This is a genomic window from Sulfitobacter sp. 1A12157, from assembly GCF_043557345.1.
Lineage (GTDB): Bacteria > Pseudomonadota > Alphaproteobacteria > Rhodobacterales > Rhodobacteraceae > Sulfitobacter.
The window spans coordinates 141161-156395 of sequence record NZ_JBIFFV010000007.1; the positions used below are offsets into that span (position 1 = coordinate 141161).

Annotated in this window: 16 protein-coding genes; 5 read left to right on the top strand and 11 right to left on the bottom strand. The window is 61.8% G+C overall.

The window, feature by feature from the left end:
- The first annotated feature begins 16 nt into the window (after positions 1–16).
- Positions 17–850 carry a DMT family transporter gene (locus ACGYLC_RS13225; RefSeq protein ID WP_209217051.1) on the top strand — a complete coding sequence of 278 codons (834 nt, stop codon included), beginning with the start codon at positions 17–19 and terminating at the stop codon, positions 848–850.
- On the opposite strand, the gene ACGYLC_RS13230 is transcribed toward ACGYLC_RS13225, so the two are convergent.
- From ACGYLC_RS13230 to ACGYLC_RS13240, 3 genes are all read right to left on the bottom strand, one after another.
- The gene (locus ACGYLC_RS13230; RefSeq protein WP_394423347.1) at positions 842–1435 is read right to left on the bottom strand and encodes a nicotinate-nucleotide adenylyltransferase; all 594 of its coding nucleotides are present in this window, start codon (positions 1433–1435) and stop codon (positions 842–844) included. The genes ACGYLC_RS13225 and ACGYLC_RS13230 overlap by 9 nt on opposite strands.
- Positions 1436–1517: 82 nt before the next feature.
- A complete protein-coding gene (locus ACGYLC_RS13235) occupies positions 1518–3065 on the bottom strand; it encodes an alanine/glycine:cation symporter family protein (RefSeq protein WP_394399601.1) in 1548 nt (515 codons plus the stop codon).
- A gap of 11 nt (positions 3066–3076) precedes the next feature.
- A complete protein-coding gene (locus ACGYLC_RS13240; RefSeq protein ID WP_394399603.1) occupies positions 3077–3514 on the bottom strand; it encodes a universal stress protein in 438 nt (145 codons plus the stop codon).
- Positions 3515–3865: 351 nt separating this feature from the next.
- Here ACGYLC_RS13240 and ettA point away from each other — a divergent pair, with 351 nt between their 5' ends.
- The gene (gene ettA / locus ACGYLC_RS13245) at positions 3866–5521 is read left to right on the top strand and encodes an energy-dependent translational throttle protein EttA (protein ID WP_394423296.1); all 1656 of its coding nucleotides are present in this window, start codon (positions 3866–3868) and stop codon (positions 5519–5521) included.
- A 283-nt stretch (positions 5522–5804) separates the two neighbouring features.
- Here ettA and ACGYLC_RS13250 read toward each other — a convergent pair whose 3' ends face one another.
- On the bottom strand, positions 5805–6782 hold the full coding sequence (locus ACGYLC_RS13250) for a PleD family two-component system response regulator (RefSeq protein ID WP_394423297.1): 978 nt from the start codon (positions 6780–6782) through the stop codon (positions 5805–5807).
- Positions 6783–7155: 373 nt separating this feature from the next.
- Here ACGYLC_RS13250 and ACGYLC_RS13255 point away from each other — a divergent pair, with 373 nt between their 5' ends.
- Together ACGYLC_RS13255 and ACGYLC_RS13260 are read left to right on the top strand one after the other, a co-directional pair.
- On the top strand, positions 7156–7362 hold the full coding sequence (locus tag ACGYLC_RS13255) for a cold-shock protein (protein WP_067265226.1): 207 nt from the start codon (positions 7156–7158) through the stop codon (positions 7360–7362).
- Positions 7363–7503: 141 nt separating this feature from the next.
- On the top strand, positions 7504–8055 hold the full coding sequence (locus ACGYLC_RS13260) for a L,D-transpeptidase (RefSeq protein WP_394399609.1): 552 nt from the start codon (positions 7504–7506) through the stop codon (positions 8053–8055).
- Positions 8056–8298: 243 nt separating this feature from the next.
- On the opposite strand, the gene ACGYLC_RS13265 is transcribed toward ACGYLC_RS13260, so the two are convergent.
- The 6 genes from ACGYLC_RS13265 to ACGYLC_RS13290 form a co-directional block, all read right to left on the bottom strand.
- Positions 8299–9279 carry an ABC transporter substrate-binding protein gene (locus ACGYLC_RS13265; RefSeq protein ID WP_394423298.1) on the bottom strand — a complete coding sequence of 327 codons (981 nt, stop codon included), beginning with the start codon at positions 9277–9279 and terminating at the stop codon, positions 8299–8301.
- Between the two features lie 27 nt (positions 9280–9306).
- On the bottom strand, positions 9307–10146 hold the full coding sequence (locus ACGYLC_RS13270) for an ABC transporter permease (RefSeq protein WP_394399614.1): 840 nt from the start codon (positions 10144–10146) through the stop codon (positions 9307–9309).
- On the bottom strand, positions 10146–11006 hold the full coding sequence (locus tag ACGYLC_RS13275; RefSeq protein ID WP_394423299.1) for an ABC transporter permease: 861 nt from the start codon (positions 11004–11006) through the stop codon (positions 10146–10148). The genes ACGYLC_RS13270 and ACGYLC_RS13275 overlap by 1 nt, the downstream gene beginning before the upstream one ends.
- Positions 11006–11791, bottom strand: coding sequence for an ABC transporter ATP-binding protein (locus tag ACGYLC_RS13280; RefSeq protein ID WP_394423300.1), 786 nt, complete (start codon positions 11789–11791; stop codon positions 11006–11008). The genes ACGYLC_RS13275 and ACGYLC_RS13280 overlap by 1 nt, the downstream gene beginning before the upstream one ends.
- 74 nt (positions 11792–11865) lie before the next feature.
- Entirely contained in the window at positions 11866–13326 is a 1461-nt protein-coding gene (gene hydA / locus ACGYLC_RS13285; RefSeq protein ID WP_394423301.1) for a dihydropyrimidinase, read from the bottom strand.
- A gap of 12 nt (positions 13327–13338) precedes the next feature.
- Positions 13339–13698, bottom strand: coding sequence for a hypothetical protein (locus ACGYLC_RS13290; protein WP_394423302.1), 360 nt, complete (start codon positions 13696–13698; stop codon positions 13339–13341).
- A 115-nt stretch (positions 13699–13813) separates the two neighbouring features.
- Between ACGYLC_RS13290 and ACGYLC_RS13295 the strand changes: the two genes are divergently transcribed.
- Entirely contained in the window at positions 13814–13954 is a 141-nt protein-coding gene (locus ACGYLC_RS13295; protein ID WP_394423303.1) for a hypothetical protein, read from the top strand.
- Here the strand turns inward: ACGYLC_RS13295 and ACGYLC_RS13300 are convergent, their stop codons facing one another.
- A complete protein-coding gene (locus ACGYLC_RS13300; RefSeq protein WP_394423304.1) occupies positions 13955–15205 on the bottom strand; it encodes a Zn-dependent hydrolase in 1251 nt (416 codons plus the stop codon).
- Positions 15206–15235 lie beyond the last annotated feature (30 nt).

A 15235-nucleotide genomic window follows, 5' to 3' on the forward strand; every position in this document is an offset into this window, starting at 1 on the left:
CTGCTACCCCAACGTCATGCAACGCGCTATCCCGATCATGTTTATCGCCATGTCGCTGATCCCCGCAGGGGACAGCGCGGGGAAAATCCTGACCTCTGGCATGGGGGTGGCACCGGTCTTCGTGGCATGGTCGCGCTTTGCCATTGGGGCGCTGATGGTGCTGCCGTTCCTGCCCCGTGGCACATGGGGGCTGATGCGCGATTGGCGGCTCTGGCTGCGGGCGGGCACCTTGGCCTTGGGGATCACCTGCATTCAAACCGCGCTCAGAACCGAGGCGATTGCCAATGTCTTTGCCGCCTTCTTTATCGGGCCGATGATCAGCTATCTGCTGGCCGCGATCTTTCTGCGCGAGCGCATCAGCCTGCTGCGCAGCGCGTTGATCCTCATGGGTTTTTGCGGCGTGCTGCTGGTGGTGCGTCCGGGGCTGGGCGGCGGCACAGGCGGGCCGGGGCTGCTCTTTGCCGTGGCGGCGGGACTGTTCTACGGCGTCTTTCTCACCATGTCGCGCTGGCTGTCTGACCTCGCCCCACCCCTTGCGCTGACCTTTACCCAACTGGCGATGAGCGCGGTGATGTTGCTGCCCTTGGGGCTGATGAACCTGCCCGCAGCGACCCTGCCCGTCGCGGGGCTGGCCACCGCGAGCGCGCTGTTTTCCATGCTGGGCAATCTGCTGCTGCTCTATGCCTACCGCCGGGCGCCCGCCACGCGGCTGGCGCCGCTGGTCTATTTCCAACTGATCGCGGCGGTGCTGCTGGGGCTGTTCCTGTTCAGCACCCTGCCCGATGCGCTGACTTGGGCAGGGCTTGCGGTGATCATCACCGCGGGCATCACTTCGGCCCGGCTACGCTGAGCGCCAGCCCCCCGCCGCGCGCAATGCGGTGGAAGAGACATCGACCATCGGCACATTGACGAAACACCACGCAGGCACCGTGGCGCGGCCCAGCAACTGGCTGTTCCGCCCTGCAATCCGGTAGGGCGCATAAAGCGCCGCTGCCCGGCTCATCCGGGCCGAGATGCGCTGGCCGGGCCTTGCCAGCACGCCCACCGGCACCGTCTCCATGATCCGCCGCCAGTCTTGCCAGAGGTGGAACTGCGCGAGGTTATCGGCCCCCATCAGCCAGACGAACCGCACGCCGGGATAGTGCTGCCGCAGCGCCGCCAGCGTCTGAGCGGTGTAGCGCGTGCCAAGCTGCGCCTCGATATCCGTGATCTCGACCTTGGGATGATCCATCACCACCCGCGCCCGCGCCATGCGCTGCGCCATGGGCGCCGGGCCATGCTCTTTCAACGGGTTGCCGGGGCTCAGCAGCCACCAGACCCGATCCAGCCCAAAGCGTTTCAAGGCCTCGCGGGTGATATGCGCATGGCCCTCATGCGCGGGGTCAAACGACCCGCCCAACAGGCCCACAACCTGCCCTTTGGTGGCGAATGGCATGGTATTGCGCAAGAAAATGGCCCCCGATCCGAAATCAGGGGCCAAAGGAGGGGCATTGCAGCCCTTTGTCAATGCGAAGCCCCTACTTGTGCTTCACGATTTCGCCCGAGCGCAGCCGCGCGACATAGCTGTTCAACTCACGCTTCACGATCGGCATCAGGAAATAAAGCGCGATGATGTTCACGATCGCCATCGAGAAGAGCATCGCATCGCTGAAGTCGATCACCGGCCCAAGGCTCGCCGCCGCGCCGATCACGATGAAGAGGCAGAAGATCACCTTGAAGGTCAGCTCCTTCGCCGCCCCCTCGCCAAAGAGATAGGTCCACGCCTTGAGCCCGTAGTAGGACCAGCTGATCATGGTCGAGAAGGCAAAGAGCACCACCGCCACCATCAGCAGCACCGGGAACCACGAGAAGGCCCGCGCATAGGCCGCCGAGGTCAGGGCCACGCCGCTGACTTCGCCCTCGGTCGCGATCCGGCCAGCTTCGGCGTTCCAGATGTAGAGACCGGTCTCGGGGTCTTGGTTGAGCACGCCGCTGATCACGATGACCAAAGCGGTCATGGTGCAGATCACCACCGTGTCGATGAAGGGCTCTAGCAGGGCGACGTAGCCCTCGGTCACCGGCTCCTTGGTGCGCACCGCCGAGTGGGCGATGGCGGCCGAGCCGATGCCCGCCTCGTTGGAAAACGCCGCGCGGCGGAAGCCTTGGATCAGCGCGCCGGTAAAGCCGCCGACCACCCCGAGGCCGGTGAAGGCGCCCATGAAGATCTGCCCGAAGGCCCAGCCGATCATATCCCAATTGATGATCAGGATCAGGATCGAGACCAGCACATAGAAGATACCCATGAAAGGCACGATCTTTTCAGTCACCCGCGCGATGGATTTCAGACCGCCCGCGATCACCGCGAAGGTCACGCCGGCAAGGACGACCCCGGTGATCCAGCCCGGATAGTCCCCCAAGACACCCGCAAGCTGGGCATGGGCTTGGTTGGCTTGGAACATATTGCCCCCGCCAAGCGCGCCGAGGATGGTGAAGATCGAAAAGAGCACCGCCATGAAGCCCCCCAGCGGCAAGCCCCGCTCGGAAAAGCCTTTGACAATGTAATACATCGGCCCGCCCGAGACATGGCCGTCGGGGAATTCATTGCGGTATTTCACACCAAGCGTACATTCGGTGAACTTGGTCGCCATGCCGAACAGGCCCGCGATCACCATCCAAAAGGTCGCCCCCGGCCCGCCGATGCTGACCGCCACCGCGACGCCCGCGATATTGCCCAGACCCACGGTGCCCGACAGCGCCGTCGCCAGCGCTTGGAAGTGGCTCACCTCGCCCGCGTCGTCGGGATCGGAGTAATCCCCTCTCACAAGCTGGATCGAATGCCAGAACCCTTTAATCTGGATGGCCCCGAAATAGACGGTGAAGACCACGGCCCCCACGACCAGCCAAAGCGCGATCCAAGAAAAATTTGTGCCCGGTAGCGGGGCAAAGATGAAAGATACGTACCAGCCGGTATAATCGGCAAAAATCTGGTTGATACGTTGGTCGATGCCGATAGTCTCTTGCGCGGCGGCAAGGCCCGGCAGCAATGACGCAAAGGCCGCCATCGCAAAGGTCAGTAACTTGTTCATGGCGTTTCCTTTCAGGGAATGATCGTGACCGGCACGCTGGAGCCTGCGACCAACCGGCCCGTCACCCCACCAAAGAGCCGCTTGAGGCCCCGCTCACCAACCCGCCCAACGACGATCTGAATCGCGCCACGCTTCTTGGCCACCGCTTCGAGGATGTCGGCCACGTCGCCATGCCGCACGATTCCCTCGACCTCGACACCGGCGGCCTTGGCCTCGGCCACAGCAGGGTCGAGCACGACATCGTGGGCGCGCTGCAACTCCTGCTCGCGCCGCTTGTGGCGCTGCTCGTTCTCTTCCTTGGTCTGAAAGGTGAAAGGCGACCATTCGATCACAAAGCAAACGGTGATCGAACAATCCCCGATCTGTTTGGCCTGTGACTGAGCAAACGCCAAGGCACGCGCGCCGGCCTCCGACCCGTCCAGACCCACAACGATGGTGGATTTAGTCATGAGTATTTCCCTGTTGTTGCGCTAAAGGCAGCCCCCATGACGGGCGAAAACCGCCTTCAACCTCCCTACTCTGAAGTTGGTGAACTTCGTCACCTAACCGCAGATTGAATAGAGTCTAGCGCGAAAACGGCAGAAAAGTCGACCGAATTTCACCGATCGACTGGGCGGATCGCCTGCCAAACCCTTGCAAAACCATCAAATAGCCCGCCCTGCCCTCTTCTTGCGCAGGCGCCTTGCCCGCCTTGCAAAGCTTCGCCGGGCGGGGTGCCTACGCGATACAGAGTGTTTGATATTGCCCCGCCCGGGGGATATTGCACTGCAAACCCCAAAACGCGTTGCAAGGATTCTCCAATGGCCGCCTATCAATACGTCTATCACATGTCCGGCGTCTCCAAGACCTATCCCGGGGGCAAGAAGACATTCGAAAACATTCACCTGAACTTCCTGCCCGGCGTGAAGATCGGTGTCGTCGGCGTCAACGGCGCGGGTAAGTCCACGCTGCTCAAGATCATGGCCGGGCTCGACAAGGATTTCTCGGGCGAGGCATGGGCCGCCGAGGGTGCCAAGGTCGGCTACCTGCCGCAGGAGCCGAAACTCGACCCCGAAAAGACCGTGCGCGAGAACGTGATGGAGGGCGTGGCCGAGAAGAAGGCCATCCTCGACCGTTACAACGAACTGGCGATGAACTACTCGGATGAGACCGCCGAGGAGATGGCCAAGCTGCAAGACGACATCGACGCGCAGAACCTGTGGGATCTCGACAGCCAGATCGATGTCTCGATGGAAGCGCTGCGCTGCCCGCCGGACGACGCGATGCCGGAAAACCTCTCGGGCGGTGAGGCGCGTCGCGTGGCGCTCTGCAAGCTGCTCTTGGAAGCGCCCGACATGCTGCTGCTCGACGAGCCGACCAACCACCTCGATGCCGAGACCATCGCTTGGTTGCAGCAGCACCTGATCGACTACAAAGGCACGATCCTCTGCGTCACCCACGACCGCTACTTCCTCGACGACATCACCGGCTGGATTCTTGAACTGGACCGTGGCCGGGGCATTCCTTACGAGGGCAACTACTCCGACTGGCTGGAGCAGAAGGCCAAGCGGCTGGCGCAGGAAGCCCGCGAGGACAAGTCCAAGCAAAAGACGCTGGAGCGCGAACTCGAATGGATGCGCCAAGGCGCCAAGGCCCGTCAGGCAAAATCCAAGGCCCGTATCGCGGCCTATAACGAGATGGCCGAACAATCCGAACGCGAGAAGCTTTCCCGCGCACAGATCGTTATCCCCAACGGCCCGCGCCTCGGCAACAAGGTGATCGAGGTCGAGGGGCTCAAAAAGCACATGGGCGACAAGCAGTTGATCGACGGGCTCGACTTCTCGCTGCCGCCCGGTGGCATCGTCGGCGTGATCGGCCCCAACGGCGCGGGTAAATCGACGCTCTTCAAGATGCTGACCGGCCACGAGCAACCCGACGAGGGCAGCATCGAGTACGGCGACACCGTTGAGCTCTCCTACGTCGATCAGAGCCGCGACGATCTGAACCCCGACGACACCGTCTGGCAGGCGATCTCGGGCGGGGCGGAGCTGATCAAGCTCGGTGATGCCGAGGTGAACAGCCGCGCCTATTGTTCGTCCTTCAACTTCAAGGGCGGCGACCAGCAGAAGAAAGTCGGCCTCCTGTCGGGCGGTGAGCGCAACCGCGTGCATATGGCGCGGCTGCTGAAAGAGGGCGGCAACGTCCTGCTCTTGGACGAACCGACCAACGACCTGGACGTGGAGACCCTGCGGGCGCTGGAAGACGCGCTGGTGGATTTCGCGGGCTGCGCCGTGGTGATCTCGCACGACCGTTTCTTCCTCGACCGGATCTGTACCCACATCCTCGCTTTCGAGGGCGAGGCGCATGTGGAATGGTTCGAGGGCAACTTCGAGGATTACGAAGAGGACAAGAAGCGCCGTCTGGGTGCTGATGCGCTGGAGCCCAAGCGCCTGAAACACAAGAAGTTCGCGCGGTAAGGATTGCAACTTAGCAATTTGGAGGGCGCCGGATTTCCGGCGCCCTTTTTCGTGCGCTCCTTTGCTAGAAGCCCCCCCGGCGGCACGCCGGGCATCGCCCTCCCTCCCCCCCGGAGGGCGATTTTGCAACGTACCGACATGCAAAAACGTCAGCGCGCCCTACTCACCCCTCGCAAACCCAAACCGTTAAGATCGCCCCCCAGGGAGGGCGACGCCCTCTGCACATGAACGCAAAAACCCGCCCGCACTGCGGACGGATCTATCCCTTCAAAGACTCCTGCCCTCAGCGTTCGTCGTCGATCGCCGTTTCCAACTGGGCAAAGAGGTTATCCTCATCATGCCGCACCAAGCCGTGCAGCGGATCCCAGCTTTGGAGATATTCGCGCAGCTTGTTGCTGGCCGACAGACCCGACCAGAGGCGCTGCTCGGTCACCGAATGCACCTGCAAGGACGGGGCCAGTCCGCCGTTCATGCCCTTGCCGTCCCAGTTCTTCTCCAGATGCTCGCGCATCCGCTCGGCCATCGAGGCGGTGTTCAATCGTGCGCGGCTCATCACCACGCCGATGAAACGCCCGCTGCCCGCATAGGCCAGATGAAAACGCATGCCCTCCAGCGAATGCACGGAGGCGCGGGCCACCTGCTCCATCTGGCGGCGGAAGGCCGGAGCCTTGACCGCGCGATAGATGCCGCGCGCCCCCTCGACCGAGATCGAAAACAGGCTCATGGAGAAACAGCCGCTTGGCAGGCGCAGCAGGTAATTCTCAAGCGCGGAGACATTGCTACAGGCCGAGACATCGAGGTCGAAATCCTCGTCAAAGCGGATCTGCATCATCTGCGTCAACTCGGCCAGCGTATGCTGCGCCTCGCGTTCGCGCAGCAGGGATGCGTTCAGCATGCTGGCAGAATTGATCCGCGCGCTGAGTTCGACACCGTCCAATGGCTTGCAAAGGAAATCCGTGGCACCCGCGTCAAAGGCCCGTTGCATCATCGCAGGCTCTTTGCTCGCCGTGATCATAATGATCGGCACGGCGCGGTAAAAGGGCACATCGCGGATCATCTCGCACAGGCTGATCCCGTTGATGCCCGGCATCATGATATCGAGCAGGAATGAGTCGAAGGGCCGGTTCGACTCCTGCATGATCTCCAGCGCCTCTTCCGAGCTTTCGCAGCAGGTCAGCTCGTAATTGTCATTCTCGGTCAGGCAACCTGTGAGCAGATCAAGGATGACCGGGTCATCGTCTACGGCAAGGATACGCATCATGTCTCGTTACTCCACATGGGGGGCGCTGGCAGGCGCACTTGGGGCTTTCTGGCAAAAAACCACCTGCGCCGGGCAGTAATGAGACCGGTTTGCGGCAAACTCGGGACGGTGCAATTTGGCGCGTTCCCCGCAAAATATGGGGATCGCGAAACTTCGTGGCGGGAATTTGCCGAAAACCGTGTTCTCGGTCCCGCCGAAACCCGCCAAAATGCGATGCCCCTTGAACGAATCCCCCCCGAGTGCAATATAGACGGTGCAGACGTTATCTTTTTCGACCACTGTCTCCCTCATACGGCGCTCAGTCTATCGATCCAGACCAACCACGCCGGGCCATCGCACCAACGCGGATGGCATCAATATGGAGACTACGGATATGGCCACTGGCACCGTAAAATGGTTCAACACAACTAAAGGCTTCGGCTTCATCGCACCCGACGGCGGCAGCAAAGACGTTTTCGTGCACATTTCCGCTGTTGAGCGCGCTGGCCTGACCGGCCTGGCCGACAACCAGAAAGTGACCTTCGACATCGAAGCTGGCCGCGACGGCCGTGAATCCGCGACCAACCTCGCGCTGGCCTAAGGCCCGGGGGCGTCGGCCCTGATGTAAGAATTCGAACCGACCTGCCGATACCGGCAGGTCGGTTTTTTTGTGTCGAGCCTTGCTAAAATGGCCTCCCATGGCAAAATGCGGGGAAACCGCAATATTTTGATGGAGCCTGCCATGCGCCGCCGTACCTTTTTGACCAGCACCGTGGCCGCAGCCGCCCTACCCCTGATGGCGCAGGCCCGCACCGCCGCCTATGACCCCGCCCCGCAGATGGTCCCGGTCAAGGCGCAATATGCGCCCGGGCAATTGCTGATCCTGCCGCGCAGCCATTACCTCTATTTCGTCACGTCGCCGGGCCAAGCGATGCGCTATGGCGTGGGCGTCGGCAAAGCCGGGCTGGAATTCACCGGCACCGCGACCATCGACGTCAAAAAGGAGTGGCCCACATGGCGGCCAACCAATGAGATGATCGAACGCGAGCCGCAGACCTACAAGCGTTTCATCGGCAACACCGACGCCCAGCCCGGCGGCCCCGGCAACCCCTTGGGCGCGCGGGCGCTCTATCTGTTCCAGAACGGGCGGGACACCTTCTTCCGCATCCATGGCACCACGCAGCCGAACTCCATCGGGCGGTCCGTGTCGAACGGCTGCATTCGGATGCTGAACGCGCATGTGATCGACCTGTACCAGCGGGTGCCGATCGGGACGAAGGTCACGGTGCTTTAAGGCCCCTTTCGACAACACCTGGCCCGGAATCAAGCCGCAGGCGCCGGGCCATCGCCTGCCCGCCCCGACGGGTAGGCGATTTAGTGAGTTCGGGTGCGCCATCGCGAAGGCGCGCCATGGCTGAACCATAAAGTGGCACGAGGCTTCGTCGGATCGCCGACCCGCGTGCAGGCGCTGGCCCTCCCCAGCAAAAAAGGGCCAACGCAGCGCGCCAGCCCCTCCCCTCATCATAGACGCCAAAGCTTACTGAAGCGCCTTGTCCGTGATGTCATGGGTCCAAGCGCCCTCAGGCGCCTTGGTGATCATTCCGCCTTCCATAGTGATCGCCGCGCTGCGATCAAAGGCCGCCTCGTCCAACCGCCCGTCGCTGCCTTCGGTCAGCTTGGCGATCTCGCCCATCATGCGGGTCTGGTGCTTCTCGGTCTGGGCGCCGGTCTGGTCGTTTTCCAGCACGATCTCGGCAGCTTCCTCGACATTCTCCTCGGCGTATTTCCAGCCTTTCATGGAGGCCCGGACGAAACGCGCCAGCTTGTCGACCATCTCGGGGTCTTCGAGGTTCTCCTCGGTGGTATAAAGACCGTCTTCCAGCGTCGAGATGCCCTCGTCCTCATATTTGAAGACCACCAGATCCTCGGGCGTCAGCCCTGCGTCGATCACCTGCCAATATTCGTTGTAGGTCATGGTGGTGGCGCATTCGACCTGCTTTTGCAGCAGCGGATCGACGTTGAAGTTGATCTTCTGGATCGTCACGCCGCCTTCGGAGCCATCGGTGGGATAGCCCAGCTTGCCCATCCAACTCATCAGCGGGATCTCATTGCCGAAGAACCATGTCCCAAGCGTATTGCCGGGGAAGTCCTCGGGGCTTTCGATGCCATGTTCCTTGAGGCAGGTCAGCATCAGGCCGGATTTCGCGAAGGGCTGCGCGATGTTGACGATCGGCGCGCCCTTCTCGCGCGCGGCCAGCGCCGAGGGCAGCCAGTCCACCATCACATCGGCCCCGCCGCCCAAGAGCACCTGCACCGGCGCGATGTCCGGCCCGCCCGGCTTGATCGTGACATCGAGCCCTTCTTCTTCGTAGAAACCCTTGTCTTTGGCCACGTAGTAGCCCGCGAACTGCGCCTGCGTGACCCATTTAAGCTGTAGCGTCAGGTCGTCGGCGGCCTGCGCCACGCCCCCCCAGAGGCCCAAGGCCGCCCCGGCAGCGATCTTCGTGATGGTTTTCATTTTTATCTCCCTGTTGGTTGGTCGTCTCTAGTTCCTTTGGCTGGGGTGCCAAAAGGTCACCCGTCCTTCGATAAGGGCCATGATACCATAGAACGCCGATCCGGCTATCGCCGCGACAACAATCTCGGCCCAGACCAAATCAAGCGCAAGCTGGCCCACCGAGGTGGAGATGCGAAAGCCCATCCCCAGCACCGGAGAGCCGAAGAATTCAGCAACGATGGCGCCAATGAGGGCAAGAGTGGTGCCGATCTTGAGCCCATTGAAGACGAAAGGCATCGCCGCCGGCAGCCGCAGCTTCACAAGCGTGCGCCAATAGCCCGCCGCGTAGGTGCGCATCAGGTCGCGTTGCATCGCGTCGCTGGCCTGCAGCCCCTGCACGGTGTTCACCAGCATCGGGAAGAATACCATGACCACGACAATCGCCGCCTTGGACTGCCAGCCAAAGCCGAACCACATCACCATGATCGGCGCCATGCCGATGATCGGCAGCGCGGCCACGAAATTGCCCACCGGCAAAAGGCCGCGTTGCAGGAAGGGGAAGCGGTCGATCGCCAGCGCCGTCAGGAAGGCCGCGCCGCAGCCGATGATGTAGCCGCTCAGCGCCCCCTTGATGACGGTCTGCACGAAGTCGATCCACAGGATGTCGAGCGACGTGGCCATGCGCGCCGCGATGACCGAGGGCGCGGGCAGCAGCACCTGGTTGATCTCGAACCCGCGCACCACGCCTTCCCAGACGGCAATGAGCGTGATGCCAAAGACCAGCGGCGCCGCCAGCGACGCCCCCCGCGAGGGCCGCTGCCGCGCCAGCCAGACATTGAGCGACAGGCCCGCGATCCATGCGAAAATGGCGAAAAGAACCCAGCCCATCACGCCATCCCCATCCGCTTGAGTGTCAGCCGCTGCACCAGCCCGATGAGCCCCACCATCGCAGCCGCAAGCGCAGCCGCCATCAGAAGCGCGCTCCAGATCTGCACGGTCTGGCCGTAGTAGCTACCGGCCAAGAGCCGCGCGCCGAGTCCCGCAACCGCCCCGGTCGGCATCTCACCCACGATGGCCCCGACCAGCGAGGCCGCAACGCCGACCTTCAATGAGGTGAAGAAATAGGGCATCGACGACGGCAGCCGCAGTTTCCAGAAGGTCTGCCAGCCGCTCGCGTTCCATGTCCGCATCTGGTCAAGCTGCATCTGATCGGGGCTGCGCAGCCCCTTCACCATGCCCACGACCACCGGGAAGAACGACAGATACATGCTGATGATCGCCTTCGGCAGCAGGCCCGACAGGCCCACGGCATTCAAGACCACGATGATCATCGGCGCGATGGCGAGGATCGGAATGGTCTGGCTGGCGATCACCCAGGGCATCACGCTCATGTCCATGGTCCGGTTGAAGACGATCCCCACCGCCAAAAGCGTGCCGAGTGCGGTGCCCATGACGAAGCCCAGAAAGGTCGCGCTGAAGGTGATCCATGTGTGGTAGATCAGCGAGCGTTTCGAGGTAACCTTCTTCTCCACCGTGGTCTTCCACAGTTCCGCGCCGACCTGATGCGGCGCGGGAAGTTTCGGTTTCTCCTGCGACCATGTGTCGGCCACCAGTTCCGAGAATGTCAGCGTCTTGTCGCCCCGTGCCGCCACATCCCGCGCCCATTGCGCGTTGAGCGCGACAGCCGCGCCATACCAGATGACGATCAACAGACCCACGACCGTGAGAATGGGGATAATATTCCGCATCAATCGTCCCCATGCCCGGCGCGCAGCCCCTCGCGCACGCGGTGCGCGATCTCGAGGAATTCCGGGCTTTCGCGAATCTCCAGGGGCCGTTCGCGCGGCAGCGGGCTTTCGATCACGTCGGCGATCCGTCCGGGCCGCGGACTCATCACCACGATCTTGGTCGACAGATACACCGCCTCGGGAATCGAATGGGTGACGAAGGCGATGGTCTTTTCGGTCCGCGCCCAGAGCTTCAAGAGCTGCTCGTTGAGGTGGTCGCGCACGATCTCGTCCAGCGCGCCGAAGGGTTCGTCCATCAGCAGGATGTCGGCGTCGAAGGACAGCGCCCGCGCGATCGAGGCGCGCTGCTGCATCCCGCCCGAGAGCTGCCAAGGAAACTTCTTCTCGAAGCCCGAAAGCTCCACGAGGTCGAGCACCCGTTTCACCCGCTGGTCCTGCGCGGCCCGGGGCACGCCCATGATCTCAAGCGGCAGGCGAATGTTGCCGCCGATGGTGCGCCACGGGTAAAGACCCGCCGCCTGAAAGACGTAGCCATAGGCCCGTGATTTACGCGCTTCCTCGGGCGAGACGCCGTTGATGGTCACGGTGCCGCCCGTGGGCTGCTCTAGATCGGCCATGACCCGCAGAAAGGTCGTCTTGCCGCAGCCCGAAGGGCCGATGAAGCTGACGAAATCCCCCTTGTGGATTTCGAGGTTCACGTCTTTCAACGCGTGGACCGGCCCGTCATTGGTTTGAAAGGTCAGGTCAAGATTGCTGGCGCTGATCACGCTCTGGCTGTCATTCACGTATTTTACTTCCCTGTTGGTCGGCCGCTTTTGGCGCGGCACTTTACCCGGTTATCGCGGCGGTTCTACATGGCTCAGATCCCCGCCGGGATGTTCAGCGGATCACGCTTGATCAACTTGGGGCTGTTGAGTTCCTTCCACTTACTGAGCGCGACATTGGCGCTCGGGAAGGCCGGGCGCGGTACGAAACGGCCACGACCGGGCTGCGGCTGGCTGTTCTGCCCCCAGGCCCAGATCACCTCGCCACGGCTTAGGGTAAAGCGGCTCTGCGCCTTGACCTCGAAGCCTTCGAAGACGTTGTAATCCAGCACCGAATGATGGTTCGCGGGGCTGATCCTCTTGGTGATCTTCGGATCCCAGACCACGATATCGGCATCCGCGCCTTCGACGATGGCACCCTTCTGCGGATAGATATTCAGGATCTTGGCAATATTGGTCGAGGTCGTGGCGACGAACTCGTTCGGCGTCAGCCGGCCCGTCTCCACCCCTTCGGTCCAGAGCACGGCCAGACGCTCCTCCAGCCCGTTCGAGCCGTTGGGGATGATGCGGAAATCATCGCGGCCCGCGCGTTTCTGCTCAGTGCTGAAAGCGGCATGGTCCGTGGCGACCACCTGCAAGCTGCCCGATTGCAACCCGGCCCAAAGACTGTCCTGATGATCCTTCGAGCGGAAGGGCGGCGACATGACGCGGCGCGCGGCATGGTCCCAATCGGTGTTGAAATATTCCGACTCGTCCAGCGTCAGGAACTGGATCAGCGGCTCGCCATAAACCCGCATCCCCTTCTGCCGCGCACGCCGGATCGCCTCATGGGTCTGTTCGCAAGAGACATGCACGATATAAAGCGGCACACCCGCCGTATCGGCGATGGTGATGGCGCGGTTCGCGGCCTCACCCTCAAGCTCGGGCGGGCGGGAATAGGCGTGACCCTCCGGTCCGGTGATGCCCTGATCGAAATACTTCTGCTGCAACTCGGCCACCAGATCGCCGTTCTCGGCATGGACCATCGGCAGCGCGCCCAATTCGGCGCAGCGCTTGAAGGAGGCGAACATCTCGTCGTCCTCGATCATCAAGGCGCCCTTGTAGGCCATGAAATGCTTGAAGCTGTTCACCCCCATGTCGACCGCGTCCTTCATCTCGTTGAAGACGGTCTCGTCCCAGCCGGTAACGGCCATGTGATAGCCGATGTCCGAACAAATCTGCGGCGCCGACTTGCGGTGCCATTCGTTAATCGCGTTCTTGATGCTGCCATCGGCGCCGGGCAGGCAGAAGTCGACCACCATCGTGGTGCCGCCCACCGCCGCGGCCCATGTGCCGCTCTCAAAGGTCTCAGCCGCCGTGGTGCCCATGAAGGGCATCTCCAGATGCGTATGCGGATCAATCCCGCCGGGGATCACATAGGCGCCTTCGGCGTCGATATATTCGCCTCCCGTAAGGTCTTCGCCAATGCGCTTGATCTTTTCTCCCTCGATCAGCACGTCGGCCTTCCACGTTCGGTCCGCCGTGCAGACCATGCCACCCTTGATTACCTTGCTCATTTTCTCCCCCTCTTAAATTAGTACAAATGCACATATCGCTAGGCTAATACCGATCGCAAAAAGCACTTTGGCGAAACGATATAGATGTGCCCGTTTTGATGCCGTTTTCTCATTATCGGCGATATCGAGATCGAAGTTTTCACAGAGCACAAGAAGCACATCATGGTAGTTTGCATTGTCGTTGATCGCCTCTCGAAGCTCGCTCGCAGTTCCTCCTGCCGAATACAGTTTACCTGGCATCGCAGAAAGGGACGAGAACAGTGCGGCTCCGCTAAAGAAAAGTGCTGATCCAATTCGTAAAAAACTGTTTTCTGAATCGGCTAGTGCACCAAAAACTAGTGCAGCAGCAGCAATCGATAGCGTTGAAGACACAAGTGCTCTTTGGTCGGCAGCACTCGCGATGCTAGCCTGAAGTTGAAGTCGATCATGGCACCGGCTATAGCTTAACTCTATCAACTTTTTAGCGTTATCCGATAAGGTATTTGTCATGAACGATAAACCAAGTGACGGCGGCGGCCCGAAGAAGCCTGCTCAGGCCATCGTAATTCCCCGGCAAAAACCGCTGACCCGTAGCGCGCATCTGACGTACACTCAGAAGCCATCAAAAAAGCCACCGAAGAAGAAATAGTCACTGGATAACCTCCGCCGTCTCCAGCACCGCATGGAGCAGCACATCCGCCCCCGCCTTGGCCCAATCCTTGGTGATCTCCTCGGCCTCGTTGTGGCTCAGACCATCGACACAGGGGCACATCACCATCGCCGTAGGCGCCACGCGGTTGATCCAGCAGGCATCGTGACCCGCGCCCGAGATCAGGTTCATATGGCTATAGCCCAGCCGTTGGGCAGCGTTGCGCACAGCCGTCACGCAGCCCTCGTCAAAGGCCACGGGATCAAAGCCGCCTACCTTTTCGAATTCGATCTGCACATCCATATCGTCGGCGATCTTTTGACCCTCTTCGCGCAAACGGGCCTCCATATCCTCAATGACCGACAGTTCGGGCGACCGGAAATCGACGGTAAAGACCGTCTTGCCGGGGATCACGTTGCGCGAATTGGGATAGACCTCGATATGGCCCGCCGCGCCGACCGCATGGGGCGCGTGGCTGAGCGCGATCTCATTCACCTTCTCCAACACCCGCGCCATCCCGAGACCGGCATCCCGGCGCATCGGCATCGGGGTGGAGCCGGTGTGGCTGTCCTTGCCGGTGATCGTTACCTGGGTCCAGCTCAAGCCCTGCCCGTGGGTGACGACGCCGATGTCCTTGCCCTCGGCCTCCAAAATCGGACCCTGTTCGATGTGCAACTCGAAGAAGGCATGCATTTTGCGCTTGCCCACTTCCTCCTCGCCGCGCCAGCCGATGCGCTGCAACTCGTCGCCAAAGCTCTTGCCCTCGGCATCGGTGCGCGCGTAGGCCCACTCTTGCGTGTGGATGCCAGCAAAAACCCCCGACGACAGCATCGCGGGGGCGTAACGGGTGCCTTCTTCGTTGGTGAAGTTGGTCACGACGATCGGGTGTTTGGTCTTGATGCCCAGATCGTTCATCGTGCGGATGATCTCCAACCCGCCAAGCACGCCAAGGATGCCATCGTATTTCCCGCCCGTCGGCTGGGTGTCGAGGTGGCTGCCCACATAGACCGGCAGCGCATCGGGGTCGGTGCCCGCCCGCTGGGCGAACATATTGCCCATCTGGTCGAGCCCCATGGTACAGCCCGCCTCTTTGCACCACTTTTGGAACAGGGCGCGGCCTTCGGCGTCTTCATCCGTCAGCGTCTGGCGGTTGTTGCCCCCCGCCACGCCGGGGCCGATCTTGGCCATTTCCATCAAGGAATCCCAAAGACGGTCGGGATCAATCTTGAGGTTCTCTCCGGGCGCGGGCATAGGTCACTCCTCTGTCATCGGCTGGGGCCG